Raw genomic sequence first — 25,651 nt, forward strand, 5'->3', positions numbered from 1 at the left:
TGGATTTGATTGAGGAGATCCCGATGACGGCCGGCACAGCGCAAGCGCCTACAATTCTCGACGACGCCATCGTTCAGCACGCCGAAGAAGCGCTTGAAACCGTCGGGCGGGCCAGGGAAGCTATCCATACCGTCATCTTCGGTCAGGAAGATGTGGTCGATCTGAGCCTCATCACGCTCCTCGCAGGCGGCCACGGTCTCCTTGTCGGCGTGCCAGGCCTCGCCAAGACCAAGCTTGTCGAAACGCTCGGGGCCGTGCTCGGCCTCGATGCGCGACGCGTTCAGTTTACGCCGGATCTGATGCCATCTGACATCATCGGCTCCGAGATCCTGGACGAAGGAGCCGACCGACGGCGCTCGTTCCGCTTCGTGAAAGGACCTGTCTTCGCGCAGCTCCTGATGGCTGACGAGATCAACCGCGCGAGTCCGCGCACGCAATCGGCTTTGCTGCAGGCGATGCAGGAGCATCACGTGTCGGTGGCTGGCGAGCGACACGATCTGCCGCAACCGTTCCACGTGCTGGCGACGCAAAACCCCATTGAGCAGGAGGGTACCTATCCCCTCCCAGAAGCCCAGCTCGACCGCTTCCTGCTCCAGATCGATGTCGGTTATCCGGGTCGCGAAGCGGAACGGCGAATCCTCATCGAAACCACGGGTGTGGACGAGCGCAAGCCCTCGACTGTGATGAGCGCCGATGGATTGATGAACGCACAACGCCTCGTGCGTCGCCTGCCGGTCGGCGAGAGTGTTGTCGAGGCCATTCTCGATCTCGTGCGCTCGGCACGGCCGGAAAGCGAAGCCATCTCAGGGGTATCCGACAAGCTGCTTTGGGGCCCCGGGCCGCGTGCAAGTCAGGCGCTGATGCTCGCCGTGCGAGCGCGGGCGCTGATCGAAGGGCGCGTCGCGCCCTCCATCGCGGATGTGGCGGCATTGGCGGAACCGGTTCTCAAACACCGCATGGCGCTCACCTTCGCCGCGCGGGCGGATGGCGAGACCATTTCCAATATCATCGCTCGCCTGACGGCGCGGCTCGGCGCTTAAAGGTCAGCGTCATGGCCCGCACCCGGGTCCTTCCCGAAACCAGCCGCTTTCCCAGTCCTCGTGAAACGCGGGAAGCGCTCACGCTGGCGGACCGTATGCCGCGCGTTCTGCTCGAAGCACGGCGAGTTGCAGCCACCCTGTCGCACGGCATTCACGGGCGGCGGCGCGCGGGCATGGGCGAAACGTTCTGGCAGTTTCGCCCCTTCGTGACCGGTGAGGCTGCGCAGCGGATCGACTGGCGGCGCTCCGCGCGGGACGACCGCCTCTATGTGCGCGAGCGCGAATGGGAAACGGCCCATACGGTCTGGTTCTGGCTCGACCGCTCCGCGTCAATGGGCTTTGTATCGGATCTCGCCCAGGCCTCGAAGATCGAACGCACGCTCGTCCTTGGACTTGCGCTCGCGGATACCTTCGTCGATGGCGGAGAGCGCGTCGGCATGCTGGGCCTTATGCCGCCACGCGCGACGAGCCGCATCGCCGAGATCATGGCCGAAGTCATCGTCGCCGATCAGATCGCACTCGAGGACGATCTCCCACCGCAAGCTCCGGTGGCCGCACAGGATGAGGTGATCCTCGTCAGCGACTTTCTCTCCCCTCTGAACGAGATCGCGACGACCGTGGAGGCGATTTCGAGTCGCGGCGCGCGCGGACATCTCGTCATGATCGTGGACCCGGTGGAGGAGAGCTTCCCGTTTCACGGACAGGCCGAGTTGCACGATCTCGAAGCGGGCCTGTCGCTACGCATCGGCGATGCCGATTTGTGGGGCCGCTCCTATCGGGAGCGGATCGCGACGCATCGCGATGCGATCGAGGAGCTGACGCGCCGCCGCGGCTGGACATTCACGATTCACCGAACGGATCGCCCGGCGAGCGAAGCGGCGCTTCGCGTCATCACCCTCGTCGCAACAGCTCGTGGCGTCGGGCCGAGGGGGCGCTAGATCATGCTCGGTCTTCCCCTCACCTTCGCCGTTCCCCTCGTTCTCACAGCGCTCATTGCACTGCCCGCCATCTGGCTCCTTTTGCGCGTAACGCCGCCACAACCGAAGCGGATCGATTTTCCGCCTCTGAGGATTTTAGCGGATCTTCTACCGCAGCGTGAAACGCCTGCACGCACGCCGTGGTGGCTTCTGTTGCTGCGCCTCACTCTCGCAACGCTCCTCATCCTCGCAGCAGCAGGACCAATCTGGAATCCATTGCCTGTAGGCCAAGGACGCGGCCCCATCCTGCTCATCATCGATAACGGATTCACAGCGGCCCACGATTGGGTGGAACGCGTCGATCTCGCCACGGCGCGGATCGAGTCCGCCGAGCGGGAGGGACGCGCCGTCGCCGTCACAGGTACGGCCTCACGCGCACCGATTGTCGAATTGTCGGATCCCGCAAGCGCACTCGAGCGGCTTCGCAGTTTTAAACCCCAGCCTTATCTGGCCGACCGCAAAAACCTCGTTGAACCAATCCGGCAATTCCTCAAAGCAACGCCGGATGCAGAAATCGTGTGGATCAGCGACGGCGTTCGCGGCATCGATGAGCAGGGATTCATCGACGATCTTGCTCCTCTCGTCGCAAACCATCCGGTAACCGTGCTCAAGACCGAGCGCGCGCGGGCTTTGGCGCTTACCGGCATCGAAAACCAAGCCGACGAGCTCAAGGTCCGCATCGTGCGCGCCGAAACCAACGAGCGCGACAGCGGAATCGTTCGTGCCCTCGATCAGAAGGGGCTTCCGCTCGCCGATGCGCGCTTCGGCTTCGCAGCGAATGCTCTTGAAACTGAAGCGAGTTTCAAGGTTCCGCTAGAAGTGCGAAACTCGATCACGCGCATCGAAATTCTGGGCGAACGGTCGGCCGGCGCCGTCACGCTCGTCGATGAAAGCGGCAAGCGTAAACGTGTCGGCGTCGTGTTCGGCGGAACCGTCGATCAATCACAGCCTTTGCTCGCACCGACCTATTACATCACGAAGGCGCTCAACCCCTATGCGGAGGTCCGCGAGGGGCGTGGCGCCGTGGCGGAAGCGATCAGTCAACTCATCGACGAGCAGGCCTCTGTTCTTGTTCTCGCCGACGTGGGAGGTCTCGACGCCGATACGCTCGCCAAGGTGAAAGATTACGTCGAGCGCGGCGGATTACTCCTACGCTTTGCCGGAACGCGCCTCGTCGCAGGCAATGACGAATTGGTGCCCGTGCGTTTGCGCCGTGGCGAGCGAAATCTCGGCGGCGCGCTCTCGTGGGATACACCACGCACACTCGCGCCTTTTACGCGCGAAAGCCCTTTCTTCGGTCTCACCGTCCCCGCGGAAATCGGCGTGCATCGCCAGATCCTCGCGGAGCCCGATGGCGATCTTCCGTCAAAGACCTGGGCTGCACTCGAAGACGGGACGCCCATCGTTACCGCCGATAAGCGCGGCAAGGGGCTGATCGTACTCTTCCACGTCACGGCGAATACCAACTGGTCGAACCTGCCGTTGTCAGGCCTGTTCGTCGACATGTTGCGCAGGATCACCGCGCTTGCCGCCACATCGGTAGAACTCGGAACGGAAGCCCGCGATGCGGGCACGGAGGCGCTCACGCCCCGCGTGACGCTCGACGGATTCGGCACGCTGGTCTCGCCACCGATCCAATCGCATGCTGTCCCACGCGATTATGCACAACGCGCGACGGAAGAACACCCGGCAGGATTCTACGGGCCGGCCGATTCCAACCTCGCCGTGAATGCACTCATTCAAAACGACCTGCTGGCCCCCCTGGATTACAAGCCTTTGAACGCGAAAGTGGCGGCTTTGGTCGGAGAAAAAACCATCGATCTGCGCCCATCACTTCTCGCCGCTGCTCTGTTGCTGCTCTTGCTGGATACCATCGCGTCCTTGTGGCTCGGCGGCCAATTCGCGGCCCTGGCGAGCCGGTTTCGTCGCGCAGGCGCCGGCGTCGTTCTTATCTTGGCTGCATTGATTGCTGTCGCCTCCTTCTCCGACGTGCGAGCGCAAGAAAGCCTGCCCCCGATCGATCGCAACACCATTTCCGCCGCGCTTGTGACACGGTTGGCTTATGTCATCACAGGCGATGCGAAAGTGGATGCGATCAGCGAGGCGGGTCTGAGAGGCCTCACGCAGATGATCGGCCTGCGGACGGCGCTTCAACCGGGCGATCCCATTGGCGTCGACCCGGCCCGAGACGAGTTGGCCTTTTTCCCCATTCTCTATTGGCCCATCGTCGCCAATCGTCCGATCCCGTCCGAGACGGCCATTCGTCGGCTCGATGCTTTCATGAAGAATGGAGGCACGGTGATCTTCGACACGCGCGACGCCTTCGGCATGAGCCGCAGCGGCGCATCGACGCCCGAGGCGCAATATCTGCGACGCATGCTCGCGACGCTCGATATTCCCGAACTCGCTCCCGTTCCCAAGGATCATGTGTTGACGAAGACATTCTATCTTCTCGACGCGTTCCCCGGCCGCTACGCAACCGGCCAGACCTGGGTCGAGGCGCTGGCGCCGCCTGTGGAGGGAGAAACGACAGGTCCCGCCCGCTCCGGCGACGGCGTGTCCCCGATCATCATCACGTCAAACGATCTGGCGGCGGCCTGGGCCGTCGGCCAGCGCGGAGAGGCGCTTTATCCGGTGGTCGGTGGCGATCTGCGCCAGCGTGAAATGGCTTTTCGCGGTGGCATCAACATTGTCATGTATGCGCTGACCGGAAACTACAAAGCGGATCAGGTGCATGTGCCGGCCCTGCTCGAACGGCTTGGGCAATAGGGAGGGCATGTCACTATGATCTCCTTAAACTTCTCCCCTCTCGTTCCTGAGTATGCACTCTGGGCGCTCGGCGTCATCACGGCGCTGCTCGCAGTGGTGGCTGTCATTTCGCGCGGTGCGTTGGCATTGATCCGCGCGCTCGCACTTGCACTAGTGCTACTCGCTCTTGCGAACCCGTCGCTCGTCCAAGAGGAGCGGGAGAAGGTCAAAGGCATCGTAGCGATTGTGGTGGATCGGTCGACCTCACAAACCCTCGGCGACAGAAGTGCCATGACTGATCGCGTGCGCGACGAGTTGCAGCGCCGGTTCGGTTCTCTCACGGATATAGAGCCGCGCTTCATCGATGTTCCAGATGGCCAGGGCGATGACGGCACGCGCCTTTTCACGGCACTCTCGAACAGTCTCGTGGATGTGCCGCCGGATCGGCTCGCCGGGATCGTGATGATCACGGACGGTGTCGTTCACGACATCCCCGCATCACTGGAAGCCCTCGGCTTCAAGGCCCCTCTCCACGCGTTGATCACCGGCCATCCCGACGAACGGGATCGGCAGATCAAGCTTATCGAAGCACCGCGTTTCGGCATTGTCGGCAAGGAGCAGACCATCCGTGCTGAAGTGCAGGAACGCGGGGGTACGGGCTCAGCGATGTTGATCGTGCGCAGAGATGGGCAAGTCTTCGCGCAGCAGCGCATCCGCACCGATACCCCGTTCTCCCTCGCTGTAAAGATCGATCACGGGGGGCCGAACGTGATCGAACTTGAAGTGGAGGGACTTCCCAACGAACTCACGCTGACCAACAATCGTGCGGTCATCACCGTTGAGGGCATACGCGAGAAGCTTCGCGTACTGCTCGTATCCGGCGAGCCCCATGCTGGCGAGCGCACCTGGCGCAATCTTCTGAAGTCCGACGCGAATGTCGACCTCGTTCATTTCACCATCCTGCGCCCACCTGAGAAGCAGGACGGTACGCCGATCAACGAGCTGTCGTTGATCGCCTTTCCTTATCGCGAGCTGTTCCAGAACAAGATCAAGGAATTCGACCTGATCATCTTCGACCGCTACGCAAACCAGAGCGCCGTTCTGCCCGCTGGCTATTTTGACAACATCGCGCGCTATGTTGCGGAAGGCGGCGCTGTTCTCATCGCGGCGGGTCCCGAATTCACGAGCTATGGAAGCCTGGCGCAGACCAGCCTCGCCTCGATCATTCCCGGACGCCCCGACGGACGTATCCTTGAGGAGCCGTACAAGGCGCGCCTGACCAGCCCCGGCATGCGCCATCCTGTTACGCGCGACCTGCCGGGTTCGGAAACGAATCCTCCCACCTGGGGCGAGTGGCTGCGGATCATCGGCGCGCAGGTTCAATCGGGCTCGACACTCATGTCTGGTGCAGGCGACTTGCCACTTCTTGTGTTGCGACGTGAAGAGAAAGGCCGCGTGGCGCTTCTTCTCTCCGATCACGCCTGGCTTTGGGCGCGCGGCTATCGCGAGGGCGGCCCTCACCTCGATCTGCTTCGGCGGCTGGCCCATTGGCTGATGAAGGAGCCCGCTTTGGAAGAAGAGGCGCTGCGTGCCTCCTCACGCGGCCAAACGATCAGGATCGAACGGCAGACGATGCAGGACCTTGCCGACCCGGTGACCTTGACCGCGCCGAGCGGAACGCAACGAAGCCTGCAACTCAGCCCGGAACGACCCGGCCTCTTCAGTGCCAGCGTCGAGAGCCCGGAACTCGGTCTTCACACCCTGCGCTCAGGCAATCTTGTCGCCTTCGTCAGTCTCGGCCCGGCCAACCCGCGCGAGCTTGCGGACGTCTTCAGCAACACCGAACTGCTCCGTCCTGTCGCGACAGCGACCGGCGGTTCGGTGCGGCGTGTGGCGGATGGCAACGGCATCACGGTTCCGCGTCTCGTCACCATGCGCTCAGGTTCCCGTTTCGCGGGCAGCGACTGGATCGGTTTTAAAATGAGCGACAGCGCTGTCGTGCGCGGGGTTTCAGTCTTCCCTGTCGCTCTTGGCTTTCTCGGTCTGGTGCTGCTTCTCGGTTCGACGCTAGCGGCCTGGGTGATAGAAGGCCGACGCCGAAGTTCGTGATCAATCCGGCCTTGGCGCAACCAGCCCATGCGCTTCGGCGAGCACACCCTCGACTAACTCCAATGCAAGAAACCGATCAGGATTGACCGGGCCGGGCAGCGTGAGCTGGTGATAGGGGATGCGCCTGAAGCCGAAGCGTTTGTAGTAAGGCTCGTCGCCGACAAGAAGGACCAGCTCATGCCCCTTGTCTCGCGCTGCATCGATAGAGCGGCGCATCAAGGCGCCGCCGATGCCGCGGTTCTCGAAAGCCGGTTCCACCGTCAAAGGTCCAAGCATGAAGCCGGGTTTTTCACCCGCCGTGATCGGCGTCAGACGGACCGAGCCGACGAGTAGGGTGCCCACGAGGGCCGTGAAGGACAAAGCCATGTCATGCGAGGCGCCTTCCCGAAGGCGAGAGGCCGTGCGGGCAAAGCGGCCAGGGCCGAAAGTGCGCTCATGCAAGCGCTCGATCGCATCGGAATCGATAGGAAGTTCGGAGCGGATAATCAACGACAGCTCGGTCACGGGCAGACTCGCGAAAAACATGGCAATGGGAACGGCGGAAAACTTCAGCCGTTTCGTCGTCGCAATGTCCGCTCTGCCGTCATGAAAGTGGTCGTTCCTTTAAGAGAGGTTTGGCCAATAGCAGCGTTCCGGTCTCGGCGCAAACACTCTCACCACATTTGGATGCGCGGAGTTCTTTCAAAAATCTCCGCAAGACGTCGGCGCGTGGCGATGCTCGTCCCTTCAGGTAGGGCATCGAGCGCGAAGAACCCGGTCTCGGCGATCTCCCGGTCGGGCTGTTTCGTGCCGAGCTGACGGAAGTTTTGAACCACATAGACAAGGACATGGTCGCGCCTGGAAATCCGCGCGTTGAAGAAGATCCCATGGAGTTCGAGCACACCTGCGGCCTCGATGCAGGCCTCCTCCCGCAACTCGCGCTCCAGGGCCTCCACGACCGTTTCCCCGGCCTCAACCCCACCGCCCGGGAGGTGCCAGCCGGAGATGTAAGTGTGCCGGATCAGGCAGACGCGGTTCTCGGAATCCACTACGACCGCACGAACGCCGACTGTCAGGCCACGTGAAAACCGCCAATAGGTATGGAGAACCCGCCGGAGGAGAGCTTCTGGGATAAGGCTTGAGAGGCGATTGGCGAGCATAAAGACCAACGGGACACAGAAAGATTACAGAATCCTGAACAAGTCATACCAAAGTTGCATATCTGACCACTAAATTGAGCGCGTGACCCTCAACCTACGCGGGTCTAATACAGCGCCAGATCAATGGTGTTGAAAATGTTCATCTCTCTCATCCTCTCCCGCCTGACCCGTTCGGCCCGCTTCTCGTGGTCGCCCGCCCTCGATTTCGATGATCGCACGATCTATTCGACGCTGATCCCGGGCGCGCAGTACTAAGAAGCGCAGCAAAACCTAAAGAATGCCGTCAAGGCCGGGTTCTTACCGGCCTTTTGCTTTTTTGCCCCTCGCCGAACCTGTCCTCCGGTAGAAGGGCCGAAGAATTTCTCCCAGAGTCTTCGCAGACAGAGTCTTGGCAACTCCTGAAATTCTTGTTTAGAATATTTCTAAATAGGAGTTTTTAAGAATGAAAGCCCTGGCGGAACTCGATGAGCGCGAGATTTTGGCGCTCGCCATCGCTAACGAAGAAGAAGATTCGCGAATCTACCAGAGCTTCGCCGACCGGCTCCGGCCCGATTTCGCGGCCTCCGCCGGCCTGTTCGACGATATGGCCGAGGAAGAGCGCGAGCACCGCAACTCCCTTTACGAACTCTACCGCACACGCTTCGGCGAGCACCTGCCGCCGATCCGGCGGGAGGACGTGCGCGGCTTCCTCAAGCGCCGCCCCATCTGGTGGAGCCCCCATCTCGACCTCGACAAGATGCGCCGCGAAGCGGAGATCATGGAGCTGCAGGCGGCCAATTTCTACGACAAAGCCGCCCTCCAGACCCTGGATGTGGGCGCGCGTGAATTGTTCACCAAGCTCGCGGAAGTGGAGCGCGGCCACGAGAAGAAGGCCAGCGAGTTCCACGATGCGCATCTGAGCGAGAACGCCGAGGTCGCCGAGGAAGCCATGCGCAAGCGGCTCTTCGTGCTGCAATATGTGCAGCCGGGGCTCGCGGGGCTGATCGACGGCTCGGTTTCCACCCTCGCCCCGCTCTTTGCCGCCGCTTTTGCCACGCAGAACAACTGGGAGACTTTCCTCGTCGGCTTGGCTGCTTCCGTCGGCGCGGGCATCAGCATGGGCTTTACCGAAGCGCTCTCCGACAATGGCGAAATCACCGGACGTGGCTCGCCATTCTGGCGCGGCGTGATCTGCGGCGTCATGACGGCCATCGGCGGGCTCGGCCATACGATTCCCTATCTGGTGCCGGATTCCTGGCCGAACGCCTTTCACATCGCGACGAGCATCGCCGCACTCGTGGTCGCCATCGAACTCGTGGTGATTTCCTGGATTCGCTCCCGCTATATGGATACGCCGTTCCTGCGGGCCTCCTTCCAGGTCATCGTCGGCGGCGTGCTCGTTCTTCTCGCCGGTATTTTCATCGGCAGCGCTTGACGAAGTTTGGCGAAGCGGCGAACTCTCGCCGCTCCTTCGCATCACCGGTTGTCATGTTCCGCCTCGCCCATCTGACCGATCCTCATGTGGGGCCGCTCTCGCGGCCGCAACTGCGCCAGCTTCTGAGCAAGCGCGTGACCGGCTGGGTCAACTGGCAGCGCAGCCGCGAGGCCCTTCACGACATGGCGCTGCTCGCCGCGCTCGTGGCCGATATCAAGGCGCAGAAGCCCGATCACATCGCCTGCACGGGCGATACCTGCAATATCGGCCTGCCGAGCGAATGGCCGACATCGCGTCTTTTTCTCGAAGGTCTCGGCGGGCCGGAGACGGTCAGCTTCGTGCCGGGCAACCACGATGCCTATGTGCCGGGCGCGCTCCAGGGATTACTGCGCGAGGTCGCTCCCTTCACGCGCGGCGATGATGGGCGCGAGGGCGTCTTTCCGTTCCTGCGGCGCCATGGCCCCATCGCCATCATCGGCCTCTCATCCGCCGTTCCGACACTGCCCTTCATGGCGAGCGGGCGTCTTGGAGCAAAGCAGCTGCGGGACGCAGAGACACTTCTCGACGACCTCGGACAGGATCGCTCATGCTTTCGCGTCGTGCTGATCCACCACCCGCCGCATGTGGGCGGAACAACGCCCGGACGCAGCCTCACCGATGCGCCTGCCTTCGAGGCCATGATCCGCCGCGTCGGAGCGGAACTCGTTCTGCACGGCCACAACCATGTGGGCTCGCTCGCCTATCTGAAAGGTCCGCGCGGTCAGGTGCCCGTGATCGGCGCGCCTTCCGCTTCCGCACGCGGCGGCACGCACACGCATCGCGCAGGATATCATCTCTTCACCATCGATCAGGATGAGACCGGCTTTCTGCTCTCCGCCGAATTGCGAGGTTTGAGGCCAGATGACACCTTCGGCGGCATGGGTATGCTGTCGCTCGCATAGGCATCCGTAAGGACAATCATGAGCACCACTCTTCCGCCCGCCGCCCAACGCGTTCACGACGCTGCGCAAGGGCTCGGGCTTGCCATCACGATCCGCGAGATGCCGCAATCGACACGCACGGCGGAGGAAGCGGCGGCGGCTTGCGATTGCCATGTGGGCCAGATCGTCAAGTCACTGGTGTTTCAAGGCCAGGACAGCGGCAAGCCTTATCTGTTGCTCGTCTCCGGCTCCAATCGTGTCGATCAATCGGGCGTGGCGAAAGTCATCGGCGAAGCGCTGACCCGTCCCGATGCCAATGCGGTGCGTGCCTGGACCGGGTTCGCCATCGGCGGCATTCCGCCCTTCGCGCATGAGACCGCGCTTGCGACCTTCATGGATGAGGACCTTCTGCCTTTCGAGATCGTGTGGGCAGCGGCAGGAACGCCGAACGCGGTTTTCTCGGTCGCGCCGAAAAATCTGTCTCAGGCCATCGGCGCCAAAGTCATCCGGGTTGCCTGACCGGCTCCAATTTTCTGATCTCCAGCCGTCGCCTCACCCACGACGTCACCGGCCGCTCGAACCACAGATGGACGGCAAAACTCGCGCCGAGCGTTCCGGCAAGCGCCAGCGCGAAGAAGCCCCACGGTCCGAGCATCGATCCCCAACCGCTGCGCGCCACACTTTCGCTTACCGAGCGGATGACGAAGGGGTGAATGAGATAAATTGCGTAGGACACGTCCCCGATGCGAACGCCAAAGCGCGTGAGCCAATTCAATGACGCGGGACGCTCGGGCCCGAGCGCTGCGGCGGCGACCAGAAGGGCCGCGGGCAATCCCCATGCAATGGGCCGCATGGTCGTCGCATCCGCGTTGAGGCCGATGATATTCCCCGCGAGAAGGGCAAACCCCAAAAGCGCCAACGCACAGCGCGCGAAAAAGGGAAGCATCACATTCTGCAAACGCAGCCATCCGAGACCAATTCCGAACGCGAATTCGAGAATGATCGGATCGGTCCAGAAGGCGAGAGGCTGCGGCAGGGATGCGAGGCGCCCGACAATCGTCAGGGCGATCAGCACGCCCGTCAGCACGACAAGCGCCAGACGTTCACGCAGGATCAGCACGAGCGCGAAAAGCCCATAGAAAAACATTTCGTAATTGAGCGTCCAGCCCAATGAATAAATCGGCTGGATCGGCCCCGGACGATCGAACGGAATGAAGAGATAGGATGCGATGACCGCCCAGGTGCTCGGCAAGCCGCCGTTGACGAGTGTTGGAACGACGAGAGCCGCGATCACATAAAGCGTCGTCACGGCCCAATAGAGCGGCACGATGCGCGCGATACGCCGCGCGAGAAAGATGCTCTGACCACCCGGCGCGGCGAAAAGGTCCCGCGAGGTGTAGACCATGATGAAACCGGAGATGACGAAGAACACATCGACCCCGGCCATCCAGGGAAAGCGTTCGAGCGGCGTGAAGGAAAAGCCGAGAAGGTTGCCCCGCGTGGCCGCATCATGCTGCGCGTGCAGAAACGCGACGGAGAGTGCCGCGAGCGCACGAAGCAGTTGGATGTGAATGAGCTTCGACAAATCTGCGCGCCTCAAGCTGCGAGAAAACGCATCACGTCTTCCCGGCGCGGCATGGGTGCGACAGCGCCCTGACCGAGAGTGGAAAGCGCCGCCGCCGCATTGGCGTAAGCAGCTGCCTGGAATGGATCGCCATGCTTCAGCCAATCGGCGAGGAACGCGCCGCCGAACGTGTCTCCGGCTCCCGTCGCATCGACCGCTTGCACGGGCCGCGCCGGCACGACGTCGAGGCGCTCTTTCGCCCGCACCATGGTTCCCGCCTTGCCCATGGTGAGAACCACAATGCTGCATCCGAGCGAAAGATAGAACGAGCAGATATCCTCGGGCCGCTCCAGTCCCGTGAGCTGCTGCGCATCGTCGAGGCTCGGCCGCGCGATATCGCTCAGCGCCACCGCGCCGTGGATCACCGCGCGCGCGCGGTCGAGCGGCCACAGGCGCAGGCGCAAATTCGTATCGTAACTGACGACCGTGCCGTTCGCCTTCGCATGACGGATCGCAGCGAAGACCGCATCGGCACAGGAGGTGGAAATCGCCTGGCTGATGCCGGAGACATGCAGCGCACGCGAAGCGGCGATCTGCGCCAGCGGCAACTCGGCCGCCGTCACAAGGCTCGCCGCCGAACCGGCGCGCGCGTAGGAGAAGACGTGCCCTTCTTTTCCGTAGCTGATGAAATAGACGCCCGTGCGTCCATCAACACGGCGAATGACGGTGGAATGGTCGATGCCCTCCCGATCCCATAAATTCAGAAAATCCGCCCCGAAAGCATCATCGCCCACGGCGGTGAAGATGCCGACTTTCGCGCCCTGCCGCGCCGCTGCAACGGCGGTGTTGGACACATCGCCGCCGAAGCCCGGAAGATAGAGCTTTTCTTCGCCGCGCCGCGTCTCGGCGAATTCCATCATCGGCTCGCCGAAGGTGAGAATGTCGAGTGTCTTCATGGGATCTTTGCGCCTGGAACGGTTGCAATGTCATGATCGCCCATGGCGATAACCTTGCCGGGGTTGAAGATGTTGTGAGGATCGAGCGCGTGCTTGATGGTTCGCATCAAGTCGAGTGCCACGGGATCCTTGTAGTGGGTCAGCTCATCGCGCTTGATGAGCCCGATGCCGTGCTCCGCCGCAATGGAGCCGTTCATGCCGTGCACAATATCGTGGACGATGCGATTGAAATGCGCCCATTGCGCAAGAAACGCCGCCTTCTCCATGGCGACCGGTTGCGAAAGATTGAAGTGGATATTGCCATCCCCGAAATGCCCGAAAGCGCAAACGCGGATGCCCGGCATTTCGGCCTCGCATGCCTTCGTTGCGACCTGGATGAATTCCGCGACGCGCGAAACCGGCACAGCCACATCGTGCTTGATCGAGCCGCCTTCCTTGCGCTGCACTTCCGACAGGCTTTCGCGCAGCCCCCAGAGCGCGCGGTTCTGCGCCTCGCTCGTCGCGATCACCGCGTCAGTGACGATCCCGTCCTCGATGGCGCGCGTGAGCACATTTTCCAGCGCCCCTTGCAGATCGACGCTCTCCTCCGCCGATGACAATTCGATCAGTGCGTAGGACGGATGATCGTCCGCGAGCGGACGAACCGCGCCGGGCGCGTGTTTCAGCACGATCTCCAGCCCGAAGCGCGGAATGTATTCGAAAGCGGTGAGCCGATCGCCGACCGCATCGCGAAAGCGTTGGAACAGGCTCAAGGCATCGCGCGGCCCGGCGCATCCGACAAAGGCCGTCGCGCGCACCTTCGGCTTGGGGAAGAGTTTGAGGACGGCCGCCGTGATGATACCCAGGGTCCCTTCCGAGCCGATGAACAGGTCGCGCAGGTCGTAACCGGTATTATCCTTACGCAGACCCTTCAGGCCGTTCCAGATCCGGCCATCGGCGAGGACCACTTCGAGCCCGAGGGTCAATTCGCGCATATTGCCGTAGCGCAGAACGGCGGTGCCGCCGGCATTGGTGGCGAGATTGCCACCGATTCGGCACGAACCCTCGGAGGCGAGGGAGAGCGGAAACAGGCAATCGACCCGATCGGCGGCTTCCTGAACCTCGCTCAAGATGCAACCGGCCTCGACGGTGATGGTGGCATTGATTGCATCGACCTCGCGGATGCGGTTCAGGCGCGTGAGCGACAGAACCACGCCGCCGAACGGCACCCCGCCGCCGACGAGGCCCGTATTGCCGCCTTGGGGGACGATGGGCACACGAGCCGCCGCACATTCCTCGACAGCGATCGCCACCTGCTGCGTATCCTTCGGGCGGACCACGGCCAGGGCCGAGCCACGATAGAGGCCACGGGTTTCCACGAGATAGCCCGCCATGCCCGCCGGGTCGGAGATGACCGCGTCCGGGCCCAGTTTTGCGGCAAGCCTTTCGATCAGCCCCAGGTCCATCCCCGTGCGCATCCTCGTTTCATCAAAAGTGGTCATGGCATTCCGGGCTCTCCCCCGCAACGCCCTATTTTTGAGAGTTTTACCCGGGGGCTTGTCTTTTTCCCAAAAATTCCAGTTACTTTATAGCGGCACGAAAATCGTACCGCGCAAGAAAAGCCTTCGAAGAGGCGACACAGACACCAAAGGGAACACCGATGACATTCATTAGGACCGTCAGCCTGGCTCTGCTCGGCTCCGCCCTCGCCGTCGGCGGCGCAGCGGCTCAGGTCAAGAGCGTGAAAATCGCGACCGAAGGCGCTTATGCCCCGTGGAACTTCACCGCACCGAGCGGCAAGCTCGATGGGTTCGAGATTGATCTGGCGAACGAACTGTGCAAGCGCATGAAAGTGAAGTGCGACGTCGTCGCTCAGGACTGGGACGGAATCATCCCAGCGCTCACCGCCAAGAAGTACGATGCCATCATGGCCGGTATGAGCATCACCCCGGAGCGCCAGAAGACCATCAGCTTCTCGCACTCCTATGCCAACGGCCCCAACGGCTTCCTCGTCGCGAAGAGCTCGCCGCTGGCGGCGATGCCGGGCACGGGCCAGTCCTTCCACCTCGGCACTCAGCAGGCCGAAGCGGAAAAGGCCTTTGAAGCGATCAAGCCCCTCCTGAAGGGCAAGACCATCGGCGTGCAGGGCTCGACCATTCACGCGGCCTTCGCCGAGAAGTATCTCAAGGGCACGGTGGAAATCCGTGAATACAAGACCACCGAGGCACACGATCTCGACCTCGCCGCAGGCCGTATAGATGCTGTCCTGGCGGATTCGGTCGCGATCATGGAGACGCTCGGCAAGCCGGAGTTCAAGGATTACGTGATGGTCGGCCCGGGCGCGACCGGCGGAATGCTGGGCGACGGCGTCGGGGTCGGCATCCGCAAGCAGGATGCGGCGCTGAGGAAGATGTTCGACGAGGCGATCGACAGCGCCGTCAAGGACGGCACGGTGAGCAAGCTCGCGCTCAAGTGGTTCAAGGTCGACATTTCTCCGAAGAGCTGAAGCCACACGGATAAATCACGGCAAGGCGCGGTTCTGGCCGCGCCTTCTGTCACTGAGGCCGGTTTCCATGAAGCCTTATTGCCTCAGGCTTCCAAGGTCGGCAGGAGGCCATTCTCGTTCCGACACCCTCGTTTTCCCCAAAAATCGTCAATGACCCGCGTGCGCCCGGCCCGCAGTGGCCGGTTTTTCCGGCGAAATCGCCCCCGACCGGCGTTCCCGCGCCCCCTTGCCTTTTTCCCGACTTTGGCGGTTACTGCGTAACGATGCGGTCGCCATGACCGTGAAAGAACAAGCCCCGTTCAACGGTGCTTATCTGGAAAACAAGGGAACAACGATGAAATTCCTCAAAACCGTCAGCCTGGCTATTGTCTGCTCCGCTCTCGCCATCGGCGGCGCGGCGGCTCAGGGCAAGACCGTGAAGATCGCCACCGAGGGCGCCTATGCTCCGTGGAATTTCACCGGCGCCGGCGGCAAGCTTGAAGGCTTCGAGATCGATCTCGCCAATGACCTTTGCGCCCGCATGAAGGTGAAGTGCGAGATCGTCGCGCAGGATTGGGACGGCATCATTCCCGCTCTCAACGCTAAGAAGTACGATGCCATCATGGCCGGCATGAGCATCACCGACGAGCGCAAGAAGGTGATTGATTTCACCAGCTCCTACGCCAATTCCCCCAACGGCTTCCTCGTCGCCAAGAGCTCGCCGCTCGCCAAGATGCCCGGCACGGGCGCGGCCTTCAACTTGAGCTCGCAGAAGGATGCGGCTGAGAAGGCCATCGACGCGCTCAAGCCTGTTCTGAAGGGCAAGACCATCGGCGTCCAGGGCTCGACCATCCACTCGGCCTTCGCCGACAAGTACTTCAAGGGCACCGCTGACGTGCGCGAGTACAAGTCCACGGAAGCCCACGATCTCGATCTCGCCGCAGGCCGTATCGATGCGGTTCTCGCGGATTCGACCGCCATCATCGGCACCCTCGAGAAGCCCGAGTTCAAGGATTACGTGATGGTCGGCCCGTCCATCACCGGCGGCATGCTCGGCAACGGCGTCGGTGTCGGTCTGCGCAAGGCCGATACCGAGCTGAAGAAGAACTTCGACGAGGCGATCAGCGCGGCTATCAAGGACGGCACCATCGCCAAGCTCTCCCAGAAGTGGTTCAAGATCGACGTTACGCCCAGGAGCTAACGGCAACCCTTTGAACAAAGAAAGGCGCGGCTTCGGTCGCGCCTTTTTTGCATGATCCGGGGCGGTTGCGACGCAAAGCGTCAGCTCCGCTTGCACCTGCAGCGTGATTGGGGCTTGCGCTCTCATACGCTTTGTCTGTTAGCTACGGTTCCGGTGAGAATGGCCGATAAAGGCTTCCATCGAAAAGGCATCAACAAAGCCTGACAGAGGAACGACGAAGATGAAAATTTTCAAGGTTATCGGCCTGAGTATCCTGGCATCGGCGTTTGCCATCGGCGGCGCGGCGGCTCAGGGCAAGACCGTCAAGATCGCCACCGAGGGCGCCTATGCCCCGTGGAACTTCACCGGCGCCGGCGGCAAGCTCGAAGGCTTCGAGATCGACCTCGCGAACGACCTGTGCGCCCGCATGAAAGTAACGTGCGAGATCGTCGCGCAGGATTGGGACGGCATCATCCCCGCTCTCAACGCCAAGAAATACGATGCCATCATGGCCGGCATGAACATCACGGACAAGCGCCTTGAAGCGATTGCCTTTTCGCGCCCCTACGCCTCCGGTCTTCACGGCTTTGCCACGATGAAGGATTCGCCGCTGGCGAAGCTCGCCGGCACGGGTGAACGTGTCAATGTCGACAAGGATCCTGTCGCCGCCGAGAAGCTCATCAACGAATGGAAGACCCTCCTGAAGGGCAAGACCGTCGGTACCCAATCCTCGACGGTGAACGGAGCCTTCCTCGAGAAGTATCTGAAGGACGTGATCACGATCCGCGAATACAAGACCACCGAGCAGCACGATCTCGATCTCGCCGCCGGTCGCGTAGACGCAATCTTCGCCGCTCATTCGTCCATGAAGGCGACGATCGATCAGCCCGAGTTCAAGAACATGATGATCGCCGGTGCCGGTGTCTCGGGCGGTCCGCTCGGACGTGGCGTCGCGGTCGGCCTGCGCAAGGACGATGCGGACCTCAAGACCGCCTTCGATACGGCCATCCAGGGCGCCATTGCCGACGGCACGATCCAGAAGCTCACGCAGAAGTGGTTCAAGGTCGATATGTCGCCCCAGAGCTAAGAGCCCTGGTCATGCCCAGGCGATGCGAGTAACGGATCGCCGAAAGTTTATGATACATAACAACAGAGCATGATTGCGTTTCGACGAAATGAAGTCATGCTCTAACTCATTCAAAGTATTACGTTGTTCGCGTGATGGCTAAGGATCGGAAAACCCGCCTTTCGGAAACCGTAAGCGTACTTTTCGATCCCCATCGCTGAGAGCGACAAACAGCAGGACACCGACCGCGTGCAACAGCTGACCTATTTCGAGCTCATCGGCTTTGGACCGAACGGATGGGGCTATGCGCTTCTGATCGCAACGGGAATGACGCTGGCCGTCGCTCTTTGCGGCTTTATTGCCGGCGCTGTCATCGGCACCTTTGTCGCATGGGCAAAACTCTCATCGAACTTCATCGCCCGCTCTCTGGCGGACGGCTATACGACGGTTCTTCGCGGCATCCCTGACCTTCTCGTGATCTACCTCTTCTATTTCGGCGGTAGCGCGGTGCTGGGTGCCATTGGCGGTCTGTTCGGAGCCGATGGGTTCATCGGCATGCCGGCTTTCGTCACGGGGGCTATCGCCATCGGCATCGTCTCCGGCGCATATCAGGCTGAGGTCTTCCGTGGAGCTTTTCAGGTTGTCAGCCGCGGCGAGCTCGAGGCCGCACGGTCGGTCGGCATGCATCGCTGGTTGATGTTCCGCCGGGTCGTCGCTCCGCAGGTGTTGCGCTATGCCATTCCCGGCATGGGCAATACCTGGCAGTTGATCCTCAAGGAATCTGCCCTCATCTCCGTGACCGGCCTTGTCGAGCTGTTGCGCCAGTCGCATATCGCCGCCGGCTCGACCCGGCGTCCCTTCGATTTTTATGTGACGGCGGCGATCCTCTATCTCGTCATTACCTGGGTCTCGACAGTGTTGTTCCAACGTGCGGAAACCTACTCGATGCGCGGCATAAGGAGGGCTTCCTGATGGATTTCGAGTTCATGCAGGAAACGTTCCTGCGCCTGTTGAGCGGCGTTCCGCTCACCCTCAACCTTGCCTTCACCTCGGTCGCCTTCGGCGCTGTTCTGGCGCTGCTGCTTGCGCTCATGCGCATGTCGGGCATCGGCGTCGTGGAGGCCATCGCCAAGGGGTACGTTTTCGTCTTCCGCGGCACGCCGCTGCTCGTCCAGATATTTCTGATCTATTATGGTCTCGGACAATTCCGCCCGACCTTGCAGGAATGGGGCTTGTGGACCTTCTTCCGTGAGCCTTACTGGTGCGCCATCCTCGCGCTCACCCTCAACACGGGGGCCTATGCGAGCGAGATCTTTCGCGGCGGCTTGCAGGCGGTTCCCGCGCAACAGGTCGAGGCCGCCCGCGCCTGCGGGATGTCGGGCTTCCTGCTCTTCCGCCGCATCACGTTCCCCATCGCTGTCCGCCAAGCCCTTCCGGCTTACGGCAGCGAGTTGATCTTGATGGTGAAAGCGACGTCGCTGGCCTCTATCATCACCATGATGGAAATCACCGGGATCGCCGCCAAGCTGATCTCGCAAACCTTCCGCGCCGTCGAAGTGTTCGTCGTCGCAGGCGCGATCTACCTCATTCTCAACTTCATCATCACACGCCTCATCATGGCGCTCGAATGGTGGCTCTCCCCTCACCTGCGTCACCCTCCAGTGCCGAAGCCGAGCCTGGAGGCCGCGCATGTCTAGAGCGAGCTCCGACCCAAGCGTGTCAAAGTTCGCTCTAGAAATTCTTATTTTGCCACATTTTCTAATGCAGAACCGGTTCCCACTTCTGCAAAAAATGCTCTAACGGAGTTTCCATGTCCTCCACCCCGTCCGCCGTTTCAGTCAACCAGCTTCGCAAGAGTTTCGGTGCGCTGGAGGTCCTCAAGGGCGTCTCACTCGAAGCGCACGAAGGTGACGTGATCTCGATCCTCGGCGCTTCCGGCTCCGGCAAATCGACCATGCTCCGCTGCATCAACATGCTGGAGATTCCCGATTCCGGCGACATCCGCATCGGCGGCGAATTGATCGGTCTCAAGAAAGGTCGACGTGGCATGGAGCCTTCCGACCGCTCGCAGGTCGACCGCATCCGCTCCCGCGTCGCCATGGTGTTCCAGAGCTTCAATCTGTGGTCCCACATGACGATCCTGGAAAATGTCATGGAAGCGCCGGTGCATGTGCAGAAGCGCCCGAAGGCGGAATGCCTCGAAGAGGCGGAAGCGCTGCTCGCCAAGGTGGGCATTGCCGACAAGCGTAACAGCTATCCTTCGCATCTCTCGGGCGGCCAGCAGCAACGTGCGGCCATTGCCCGCGCGCTTGCCATGCGCCCGAAGGTGATGCTTTTCGACGAGCCCACCTCCGCGCTCGACCCGGAACTTGTCGGCGAGGTGCTTCGCGTGATGCGCTCGCTCGCGGAAGAAGGCCGCACCATGCTCGTGGTGACACACGAAATGGGCTTTGCCCGGGATGTCTCGAACCGCGTTATGTTCCTGCATAAAGGCGTTGTCGAAGAAGAAGGTGCGCCGCAGGAGATCTTCGCGAACCCGAAATCCGAACGCTTCAAGCAGTTCATTTCGAGCCATCGATAAGAAGGCGCGGTCGCGGCCGCGCCTTCGGCTTTTCACGCTTGGTTCTGAAACCATAGGAACGAGATCTATATCTCACGTCTTCGATCTCGCCTCGCCCGGTGGTCTGCTCTAATCTCTTATGGGCCAATGTGAGGGGGAAAGAGATGGCGAGACCAGTGAATGCCGCAACGCTTGCGAAGCGGGTGGCGCAAGGCGCGGGACGGGAGAAGGCCGACCTCGTCATCACGAATGTCCGCCTCCTGGACCTCGTGACAGGCTCTCTCGCGAAAACCGACATCGCAATCTGCGGCGACACCATCGTCGGCACCTATGGATCCTACAGTGGAGAGCGCACCATAGACGGTCGTGGCCGCTTCGCGGTACCGGGATTCATCGACACGCATCTCCACGTTGAGTCCTCGCTCGTCACGCCTTTCGAATTCGACCGTTGCGTCCTACCGCATGGGGTGACGACAGCCATTTGCGATCCGCATGAAATGGCAAACGTGATCGGCACCGCAGCGTTCGATTACTTCCTCGCCTGCGCGAACGAGACCATCATGGACTTGCGCATAAATCTTTCGAGCTGCGTACCGGCGACGCCTTTCGAAACATCCGGAGCGCAGATCGAGGCTGCGGACCTGATCCGCTACCGCGACCACGCGAAGGTCATCGGCCTCGCCGAGTTCATGAACTTTCCCGGCGTCATCAATGGTGACCCCGCCTGCCTCGCCAAGCTCGAAGCATTCTCCACCCACCACATCGATGGCCACGCACCGCTCCTGCGCGGGCTTGGTCTCAACGCCTATATCGCGGCGGGCATTCGCACGGAGCATGAAGCCACGACGCTCGACGAGGCCCTGGAGAAGATCCGCAAGGGAATGACCATTCTCATCCGCGAAGGGTCAGTCTCGAAAGATCTCCACGCGCTAAGCGCGTTGCTGACCATTCAAACATCGCCGTTCCTCGCCTTGTGCACGGATGATCGAAACCCGCTCGATATTGCCGAAGAAGGGCATCTCGATTTCATGATCCGCACGCTCATCGCGCTCGGATGCGATCCCTTGGCCGTCTATCGTGCCGCTTCACTTACTGCTGCTCAGGCCTTCGGCCTCACCGATCGCGGCATCATCGCGCCGGGTAAGCGCGCCGATATCGTTCTTCTCGACGATCTGGAGGGATGTGAGGTTTCAGAGGTCGTCTCCGCTGGCCGCCTCGTCAACGACGCACTATTCGCAACACGCGGCAGTGTGCCGCCGGTTGGCCTCGATAGCGTTAAACTGCAATCCGTGGCCGCTGCCGATTTTCGCGTCGAGGCGTCGTCGGATTCCATTCCCGTGATCGGTGTCATGCCGGGAAAGATCATCACCGAATATCTGCATGCTTCCCTTCCACGCGAAGGCGGCGAAACGCTTGTCGATCTTAAGCAGGACATCATCAAGGTCGCCGTCATCGCGCGACACGGGATCAACAGCAATATCGGGCTCGGCTTCGTGAAAGGCTTCGGCTTGAAGCGCGGTGCCATCGCGTCTTCCGTAGGCCATGACAGCCACAACATCTGCGTCGTCGGCGCGAGTGATGCGGACATGGCAACGGCCGTAAACCGCCTGCGCAACATCCGGGGCGGTTTCGTCGTCGTGTCCGAAGGCGAGGTCCGCGCAGAACTCGCACTCCCGATTGCCGGGCTCATGAGCGACAAGCGTTACGAAGACGTGCGCGATGCGCTTTATCCCTTGCGCGATGCCGCGAAAGGCCTTGGTGTGACCCTGCAAGAGCCTTTCCTGCAAGTGGCCTTCCTGCCGCTTCCCGTCATCCCGCACCTCAAGATCACGGATCGCGGTCTCTTCGATGTGGATCGGATGGAATTGGTCGCGCTCTAGAGCATTTTCAAGCGAAGTGGCACCGGTTCGCGTGAAGAGAATGGACAAAATAAAACTGAGAGCATGATCAGATTCAACTGAAGCGGATCATGCTCTAAACCAGAACGGGGTGTGCTTCCTGCGTGCCGACGTGGAAGACGCGTTTGTAGCGCTCGATCTCGTCCTTGGGTCCCATCGCCTTCGTCGGATTATCGGAGAGCTTCACCGTCGGACGACCGTCCGCTGAAATCACCTTGCAGACGATGGAGATGGGATCGAGCGAGCCGTCTGAAGTCAGCCCTCGAAAATCGTTGGTGAGCAACGTGCCCCAACCGTAGCCGATGCGCATGCGGCCGACGAAATGCTGATGGATGCGCTGCATCACATCCACATCGAGACCATCGGAGAAAATGGCCAGTTTCTCCATGGGGTTCTGCCCACGCGAACGCCACCAGGCAATCGCCTCCTCGCCACCCTCGATAGGATCCTTCGAGTCGATGCGGATACCGGTCCAGTTCTGGACCCAATCGGGCGCACTCTTCAGGAAATTCGTGGTGCCGTAGGTATCGGGCAGGATCACCAGCAGATTGCCCTCATAATCCTGCTGCCAGTCGGCAAGCACCCGGTAAGGCGCTTCCAGCATCTCGGCCTCGCTCTCCGCGAGTGCCGTATAGACCATCGGCAATTCATGGGCGTTCGTGCCTACCGCCTCTACCTCGCGGCGCATGGCGATGAGGCAGTTGGAGGTGCCGAGGAAGGACGAACCGAGCCCTTCGATCATCGCCTGCACACACCAATCCTGCCACAGAAAGCCGTGGCGGCGACGGGTTCCGAAATCGGTGACGGACAAGCCGGGCATGGTCTTGAGTCGCTCGATCTTCTCCCACACACGGGTCATGGCGCGGGCGTAGAGCACTTGCAGTTCGAACTTGCCCATGCCCCTCAAGACGCCGCGCGAGCGCAACTCGTTGAGGATGGCGAGAGCCGGGATCTCCCACATGGTGGTTTCGATCCAGGGCCCGTGGAAGGTCAGGACATATTGCCCGTCTTCCTTCTCGAGCAGATATTCCGGGAAACGGAAGGTCTCGAGCCAATCCATGAATTCCGGCGAGAACATCTGCCGCTTGCCGTAGAACGTATTGCCCCGGAGCCAGGTAGATTCACCACGGGTCAGCGAGAGCGAGCGCACGTGATCGAGCTGCTCGCGCAACTGCCCAGCATCGATAATCTCGGCAAGCGGGATTCGGGTGGTGCGGTTGTGAATACCGAACGTGACCTGAACATCTCGATGGCGACGAAAAATCGTCTGGGCCATCAAGAGCTTGTAAAAATCCGTATCCAGCACGGATCTCACAATCGGATCGATCTTCCAGGTGTGGTTATACACCCTGGTCGCGATGTCCACCATCGCCTACTCCTCGCCATTCGGGGACCGGGACCATAACGAAGGTCGCCTGCGGCGTGAAGGCACACGGGCGCATAATACACCTGAACCGGGATCTAGGCTGTTCGCCTTGAGGTTTTGCACCGTCAGAACTCGCAAGACGCCTTAACGAACGCCGCCGCGCCCTATACATGACTTTCAATACAAGGTTGCGACAGGAGATCCGAGCGTGGCGATTACCCGGGAAGACGTGCTCAAGGCCCTCTCGACCGTGCCGCTGGATGCGGGCGGCACGCCCCTCTCTGCATCGGGCCGCTTAACGGACATTCTGATCGAGGAAGGCGGCAGGGTGGTGTTTGCCATCGTGATCGATCCGTCAGAGGCTTCGAAGATGGAACCTGTGCGCCAGGCGGCCGTAGCGGCCGTTCAGCACGTTCCCGGCGTCAGCGGCGTTCTTGTGAGCCTCACGGCGGAGCGGCCTGCCTCGGCCGGTCCCTCAGCGCCTCCCTCTCCTCAGCCTCGAACTCAAAGCGCACCGCCTGGCCAAAAAACGCAACGCATCCCCGGCGTGAACCACATCATCGCCGTCGCCTCTGGTAAGGGCGGCGTCGGCAAGTCCACGACCGCATGCAACCTTGCCCTCGCGTTGAAGTCCCTTGGTCTCAAGGTCGGGCTTCTGGATGCGGATATCTATGGCCCGTCGCTGCCGAAGCTCCTCGGCATTCACGGCAAGCCGCGTTTGCTCGAAAATCGCATCCTTGAACCCATGGAGGCCTATGGCCTGAAAGTCATGTCCATCGGCTTCCTGGTCGATGAGGAAGCCGCCATGATCTGGCGAGGCCCCATGGTCATGTCCGCCATCACGCAGATGCTGCGCGAAGTTGCCTGGGGCGATCTCGATGTGCTCGTCGTCGACATGCCTCCCGGCACCGGCGATGCGCAACTGACCATGGCGCAGGCAACCCCTCTTGCCGGCGCGGTCATCGTCTCCACACCGCAGGATCTTGCGCTCATCGATGCGCGACGTGGCGTTTCCATGTTCAAGCGCGTCGAGATCCCGATCCTCGGCATCGTCGAGAACATGGCGACCTTCGTCTGCCCCCATTGCGGCCAGACATCCCACATCTTCGGCCATGGCGGTGCGCGCGCTGAAGCTCAAAAGCTCGGCGTGCCGTTCCTCGGCGAAATCCCGCTCAACATGACGATCCGCGAATTGTCAGACGCCGGCCGCCCTATTGTCGCAACCGATCCGAACGGACCGCATACCGCACTCTACAAGGCCATGGCCGAGCAAGTTTGGATGACACTCTCGGGCGGCGAGAGCGCCAAGCCCGCACCACGCATCGTCATCGAGTAACGGGATGACGGAGTTCGCTCTCCGCAAGAAAACGCTTGTGGTCGTTCTCGCGGGCGGACGCGCAACGCGCCTGGGAGGTGCAGACAAGCCCCTCCTTCGGCTTGACGGAAAGACGATCCTTGGCCGCATTGTCGCAGCGATGCAGCCCCAATGCGAAACGCTCATCATCAATGCGAATGACGATGCGACACGGTTCGCGGAATATGATGCGCCAGTCGTTGCCGACACCCTGCCCGGTCATGCGGGCCCTCTGGCAGGCATTCTCGCCGCACTCGAATGGACTGCCTCGCATCGACCTCAGATCGAATGGATTGCAAGTGTTCCAGGCGATACGCCGTTCCTGCCAAGCGATCTTGTCGAACGCCTGCATCGCGCGCGCGTGGAGGATAGTGCGTCGGTCGCCTGCGCCACATCCGGTGGACGTATTCATCCGACCATAGGTCTATGGCCGGTCAGCTTGGCAGCGAGCCTGCGGCATGCGCTCGATGTCGAGAAAGTCAGAGCCGTACGCGCTTGGATTTCCCGTCATCGGGTTGCCTATGCCGAATGGCCTGTAGAACCCTTCGATCCATTTTTCAACATCAACACCCCCGAGGATCTTGCGGGCGCGGAGGCGATGATGGAAACAGTCTACGATATTTCAAGCGCGCGGCATGATTGAACTGGATTTAAGCGGACTGAAGTGCCCCCTTCCCGTCTTGAAGACGCGGAAGATTCTCAGAACATTGAATGCAGGCGACGAGATCAAGGTCACCTGCACCGATCCGCTGGCGGCCATCGACATTCCCAATCTCATTCGTGAGACTGGGGACCGACTGATCGAGCAATATGTCGACGGCAAAAGGATGATCTTTCGGATTGCGAAAGCATCGGGCGCGCATTGAAAAGGCCCGGGCGATGCCGGGCCCTTCGCA

Annotated in this window: 23 protein-coding genes; 17 read left to right on the forward strand and 6 right to left on the reverse strand. The window is 61.4% G+C overall.

Going from position 1 to position 25,651, the window contains the following annotated elements; all coding sequences use genetic code 11:
* Positions 1-23 precede the first annotated feature (23 nt).
* From AB4072_RS16020 to AB4072_RS16035, 4 genes are read left to right on the forward strand one after another with little or no spacing between them, the layout of a single operon-like run.
* Positions 24-1,040 carry an AAA family ATPase gene (locus AB4072_RS16020; protein WP_441969544.1) on the forward strand — a complete coding sequence of 339 codons (1,017 nt, stop codon included), beginning with the start codon at positions 24-26 and terminating at the stop codon, positions 1,038-1,040.
* Between the two features lie 11 nt (positions 1,041-1,051).
* A complete protein-coding gene (locus AB4072_RS16025) occupies positions 1,052-1,978 on the forward strand; it encodes a DUF58 domain-containing protein (RefSeq protein ID WP_441969546.1) in 927 nt (308 codons plus the stop codon).
* Between the two features lie 3 nt (positions 1,979-1,981).
* The gene (locus AB4072_RS16030) at positions 1,982-4,786 is read left to right on the forward strand and encodes a DUF4159 domain-containing protein (protein WP_441969547.1); all 2,805 of its coding nucleotides are present in this window, start codon (positions 1,982-1,984) and stop codon (positions 4,784-4,786) included.
* A 15-nt stretch (positions 4,787-4,801) separates the two neighbouring features.
* On the forward strand, positions 4,802-6,874 hold the full coding sequence (locus AB4072_RS16035; RefSeq protein WP_441969549.1) for a hypothetical protein: 2,073 nt from the start codon (positions 4,802-4,804) through the stop codon (positions 6,872-6,874).
* Here AB4072_RS16035 and AB4072_RS16040 read toward each other — a convergent pair whose 3' ends face one another.
* Together AB4072_RS16040 and AB4072_RS16045 are read right to left on the reverse strand one after the other, a co-directional pair.
* Positions 6,875-7,378 (reverse strand): GNAT family N-acetyltransferase, encoded by a 504-nt coding sequence (locus AB4072_RS16040; protein WP_441969551.1) that lies wholly within the window; start codon positions 7,376-7,378, stop codon positions 6,875-6,877.
* A 149-nt stretch (positions 7,379-7,527) separates the two neighbouring features.
* The gene (locus AB4072_RS16045; protein WP_441969553.1) at positions 7,528-8,013 is read right to left on the reverse strand and encodes an NUDIX domain-containing protein; all 486 of its coding nucleotides are present in this window, start codon (positions 8,011-8,013) and stop codon (positions 7,528-7,530) included.
* A gap of 442 nt (positions 8,014-8,455) precedes the next feature.
* Between AB4072_RS16045 and mbfA the strand changes: the two genes are divergently transcribed.
* The 3 genes from mbfA to AB4072_RS16060 are packed head-to-tail and all read left to right on the forward strand — an operon-like array spanning position 8,456 to position 10,866.
* Positions 8,456-9,427, forward strand: coding sequence for an iron exporter MbfA (gene mbfA, locus AB4072_RS16050; protein WP_441969555.1), 972 nt, complete (start codon positions 8,456-8,458; stop codon positions 9,425-9,427).
* A 53-nt stretch (positions 9,428-9,480) separates the two neighbouring features.
* Complete coding sequence (locus tag AB4072_RS16055) at positions 9,481-10,368, forward strand: metallophosphoesterase family protein (protein WP_441969557.1); 888 nt, start codon at positions 9,481-9,483, stop codon at positions 10,366-10,368.
* An 18-nt stretch (positions 10,369-10,386) separates the two neighbouring features.
* Positions 10,387-10,866: a YbaK/EbsC family protein gene (locus AB4072_RS16060; RefSeq protein WP_441969558.1), complete on the forward strand. Its 480-nt coding sequence runs from the start codon at positions 10,387-10,389 to the stop codon at positions 10,864-10,866.
* Here the strand turns inward: AB4072_RS16060 and AB4072_RS16065 are convergent.
* From AB4072_RS16065 to AB4072_RS16075, 3 genes are read right to left on the reverse strand one after another with little or no spacing between them, the layout of a single operon-like run.
* Positions 10,850-11,932, reverse strand: a complete 1,083-nt coding sequence (locus tag AB4072_RS16065) for an acyltransferase family protein (protein WP_441969560.1) — start codon at positions 11,930-11,932, stop codon at positions 10,850-10,852. The genes AB4072_RS16060 and AB4072_RS16065 overlap by 17 nt on opposite strands.
* Before the next feature lie 11 nt (positions 11,933-11,943).
* Positions 11,944-12,867, reverse strand: a complete 924-nt coding sequence (locus tag AB4072_RS16070; protein ID WP_441969562.1) for a sugar kinase — start codon at positions 12,865-12,867, stop codon at positions 11,944-11,946.
* Complete coding sequence (locus tag AB4072_RS16075; RefSeq protein ID WP_441969564.1) at positions 12,864-14,348, reverse strand: FAD-binding oxidoreductase; 1,485 nt, start codon at positions 14,346-14,348, stop codon at positions 12,864-12,866. The genes AB4072_RS16070 and AB4072_RS16075 overlap by 4 nt, the downstream gene beginning before the upstream one ends.
* Positions 14,349-14,506: 158 nt before the next feature.
* On the opposite strand from AB4072_RS16075, the gene AB4072_RS16080 reads away from it, so the two are divergent.
* From AB4072_RS16080 to ade, 7 genes are all read left to right on the forward strand, one after another.
* On the forward strand, positions 14,507-15,352 hold the full coding sequence (locus tag AB4072_RS16080; protein WP_441969566.1) for a lysine/arginine/ornithine ABC transporter substrate-binding protein: 846 nt from the start codon (positions 14,507-14,509) through the stop codon (positions 15,350-15,352).
* Between the two features lie 334 nt (positions 15,353-15,686).
* On the forward strand, positions 15,687-16,532 hold the full coding sequence (locus tag AB4072_RS16085; protein ID WP_441969568.1) for a lysine/arginine/ornithine ABC transporter substrate-binding protein: 846 nt from the start codon (positions 15,687-15,689) through the stop codon (positions 16,530-16,532).
* Positions 16,533-16,752: 220 nt separating this feature from the next.
* On the forward strand, positions 16,753-17,598 hold the full coding sequence (locus AB4072_RS16090) for a transporter substrate-binding domain-containing protein (protein WP_441969570.1): 846 nt from the start codon (positions 16,753-16,755) through the stop codon (positions 17,596-17,598).
* Between the two features lie 228 nt (positions 17,599-17,826).
* Entirely contained in the window at positions 17,827-18,549 is a 723-nt protein-coding gene (locus AB4072_RS16095) for an ABC transporter permease (RefSeq protein WP_441969572.1), read from the forward strand.
* Positions 18,549-19,274, forward strand: a complete 726-nt coding sequence (locus AB4072_RS16100) for an ABC transporter permease (RefSeq protein WP_441969573.1) — start codon at positions 18,549-18,551, stop codon at positions 19,272-19,274. Before AB4072_RS16095 ends, AB4072_RS16100 begins: the two co-directional genes overlap by 1 nt.
* A 113-nt stretch (positions 19,275-19,387) precedes the next feature.
* A complete protein-coding gene (locus AB4072_RS16105) occupies positions 19,388-20,158 on the forward strand; it encodes an ABC transporter ATP-binding protein (RefSeq protein ID WP_441969575.1) in 771 nt (256 codons plus the stop codon).
* A 143-nt stretch (positions 20,159-20,301) separates the two neighbouring features.
* Positions 20,302-22,017: an adenine deaminase gene (gene ade / locus AB4072_RS16110; RefSeq protein WP_441969577.1), complete on the forward strand. Its 1,716-nt coding sequence runs from the start codon at positions 20,302-20,304 to the stop codon at positions 22,015-22,017.
* Between the two features lie 94 nt (positions 22,018-22,111).
* Here ade and pncB read toward each other — a convergent pair whose 3' ends face one another.
* Positions 22,112-23,404 (reverse strand): nicotinate phosphoribosyltransferase, encoded by a 1,293-nt coding sequence (pncB, locus tag AB4072_RS16115; RefSeq protein ID WP_441969579.1) that lies wholly within the window; start codon positions 23,402-23,404, stop codon positions 22,112-22,114.
* 205 nt (positions 23,405-23,609) lie between these two features.
* Between pncB and AB4072_RS16120 the strand changes: the two genes are divergently transcribed.
* The 3 genes from AB4072_RS16120 to AB4072_RS16130 are packed head-to-tail and all read left to right on the forward strand — an operon-like array spanning position 23,610 to position 25,621.
* A complete protein-coding gene (locus AB4072_RS16120; RefSeq protein WP_441969581.1) occupies positions 23,610-24,737 on the forward strand; it encodes a P-loop NTPase in 1,128 nt (375 codons plus the stop codon).
* A gap of 4 nt (positions 24,738-24,741) precedes the next feature.
* On the forward strand, positions 24,742-25,398 hold the full coding sequence (mobA, locus tag AB4072_RS16125) for a molybdenum cofactor guanylyltransferase MobA (RefSeq protein WP_441969583.1): 657 nt from the start codon (positions 24,742-24,744) through the stop codon (positions 25,396-25,398).
* Positions 25,399-25,435: 37 nt separating this feature from the next.
* Complete coding sequence (locus AB4072_RS16130; protein ID WP_441969585.1) at positions 25,436-25,621, forward strand: sulfurtransferase TusA family protein; 186 nt, start codon at positions 25,436-25,438, stop codon at positions 25,619-25,621.
* Positions 25,622-25,651 lie beyond the last annotated feature (30 nt).

Source organism: Microvirga sp. 2MCAF38 (assembly GCF_052115485.1).
GTDB lineage: Bacteria > Pseudomonadota > Alphaproteobacteria > Rhizobiales > Beijerinckiaceae > Microvirga.

What these genes read in the sequence shown, in the direction of transcription:
- AB4072_RS16020 (WP_441969544.1), top strand. Translation starts at nt 24, where the DNA reads ATGACGGCCGGCACAGCGCAAGCGCCTACAATTCTCGACGACGCCATC.
- AB4072_RS16025 (WP_441969546.1), top strand. Translation starts at nt 1,052, where the DNA reads ATGGCCCGCACCCGGGTCCTTCCCGAAACCAGCCGCTTTCCCAGTCCT.
- AB4072_RS16030 (WP_441969547.1), top strand. Translation starts at nt 1,982, where the DNA reads ATGCTCGGTCTTCCCCTCACCTTCGCCGTTCCCCTCGTTCTCACAGCG.
- AB4072_RS16035 (WP_441969549.1), top strand. Translation starts at nt 4,802, where the DNA reads ATGATCTCCTTAAACTTCTCCCCTCTCGTTCCTGAGTATGCACTCTGG.
- AB4072_RS16045 (WP_441969553.1), bottom strand. Translation starts at nt 8,013, where the DNA reads ATGCTCGCCAATCGCCTCTCAAGCCTTATCCCAGAAGCTCTCCTCCGG.
- mbfA (WP_441969555.1), top strand. Translation starts at nt 8,456, where the DNA reads ATGAAAGCCCTGGCGGAACTCGATGAGCGCGAGATTTTGGCGCTCGCC.
- AB4072_RS16055 (WP_441969557.1), top strand. Translation starts at nt 9,481, where the DNA reads ATGTTCCGCCTCGCCCATCTGACCGATCCTCATGTGGGGCCGCTCTCG.
- AB4072_RS16060 (WP_441969558.1), top strand. Translation starts at nt 10,387, where the DNA reads ATGAGCACCACTCTTCCGCCCGCCGCCCAACGCGTTCACGACGCTGCG.
- AB4072_RS16070 (WP_441969562.1), bottom strand. Translation starts at nt 12,867, where the DNA reads ATGAAGACACTCGACATTCTCACCTTCGGCGAGCCGATGATGGAATTC.
- AB4072_RS16075 (WP_441969564.1), bottom strand. Translation starts at nt 14,348, where the DNA reads ATGACCACTTTTGATGAAACGAGGATGCGCACGGGGATGGACCTGGGG.
- AB4072_RS16080 (WP_441969566.1), top strand. Translation starts at nt 14,507, where the DNA reads ATGACATTCATTAGGACCGTCAGCCTGGCTCTGCTCGGCTCCGCCCTC.
- AB4072_RS16085 (WP_441969568.1), top strand. Translation starts at nt 15,687, where the DNA reads ATGAAATTCCTCAAAACCGTCAGCCTGGCTATTGTCTGCTCCGCTCTC.
- AB4072_RS16090 (WP_441969570.1), top strand. Translation starts at nt 16,753, where the DNA reads ATGAAAATTTTCAAGGTTATCGGCCTGAGTATCCTGGCATCGGCGTTT.
- AB4072_RS16100 (WP_441969573.1), top strand. Translation starts at nt 18,549, where the DNA reads ATGGATTTCGAGTTCATGCAGGAAACGTTCCTGCGCCTGTTGAGCGGC.
- AB4072_RS16105 (WP_441969575.1), top strand. Translation starts at nt 19,388, where the DNA reads ATGTCCTCCACCCCGTCCGCCGTTTCAGTCAACCAGCTTCGCAAGAGT.
- ade (WP_441969577.1), top strand. Translation starts at nt 20,302, where the DNA reads ATGGCGAGACCAGTGAATGCCGCAACGCTTGCGAAGCGGGTGGCGCAA.
- pncB (WP_441969579.1), bottom strand. Translation starts at nt 23,404, where the DNA reads ATGGTGGACATCGCGACCAGGGTGTATAACCACACCTGGAAGATCGAT.
- mobA (WP_441969583.1), top strand. Translation starts at nt 24,742, where the DNA reads ATGACGGAGTTCGCTCTCCGCAAGAAAACGCTTGTGGTCGTTCTCGCG.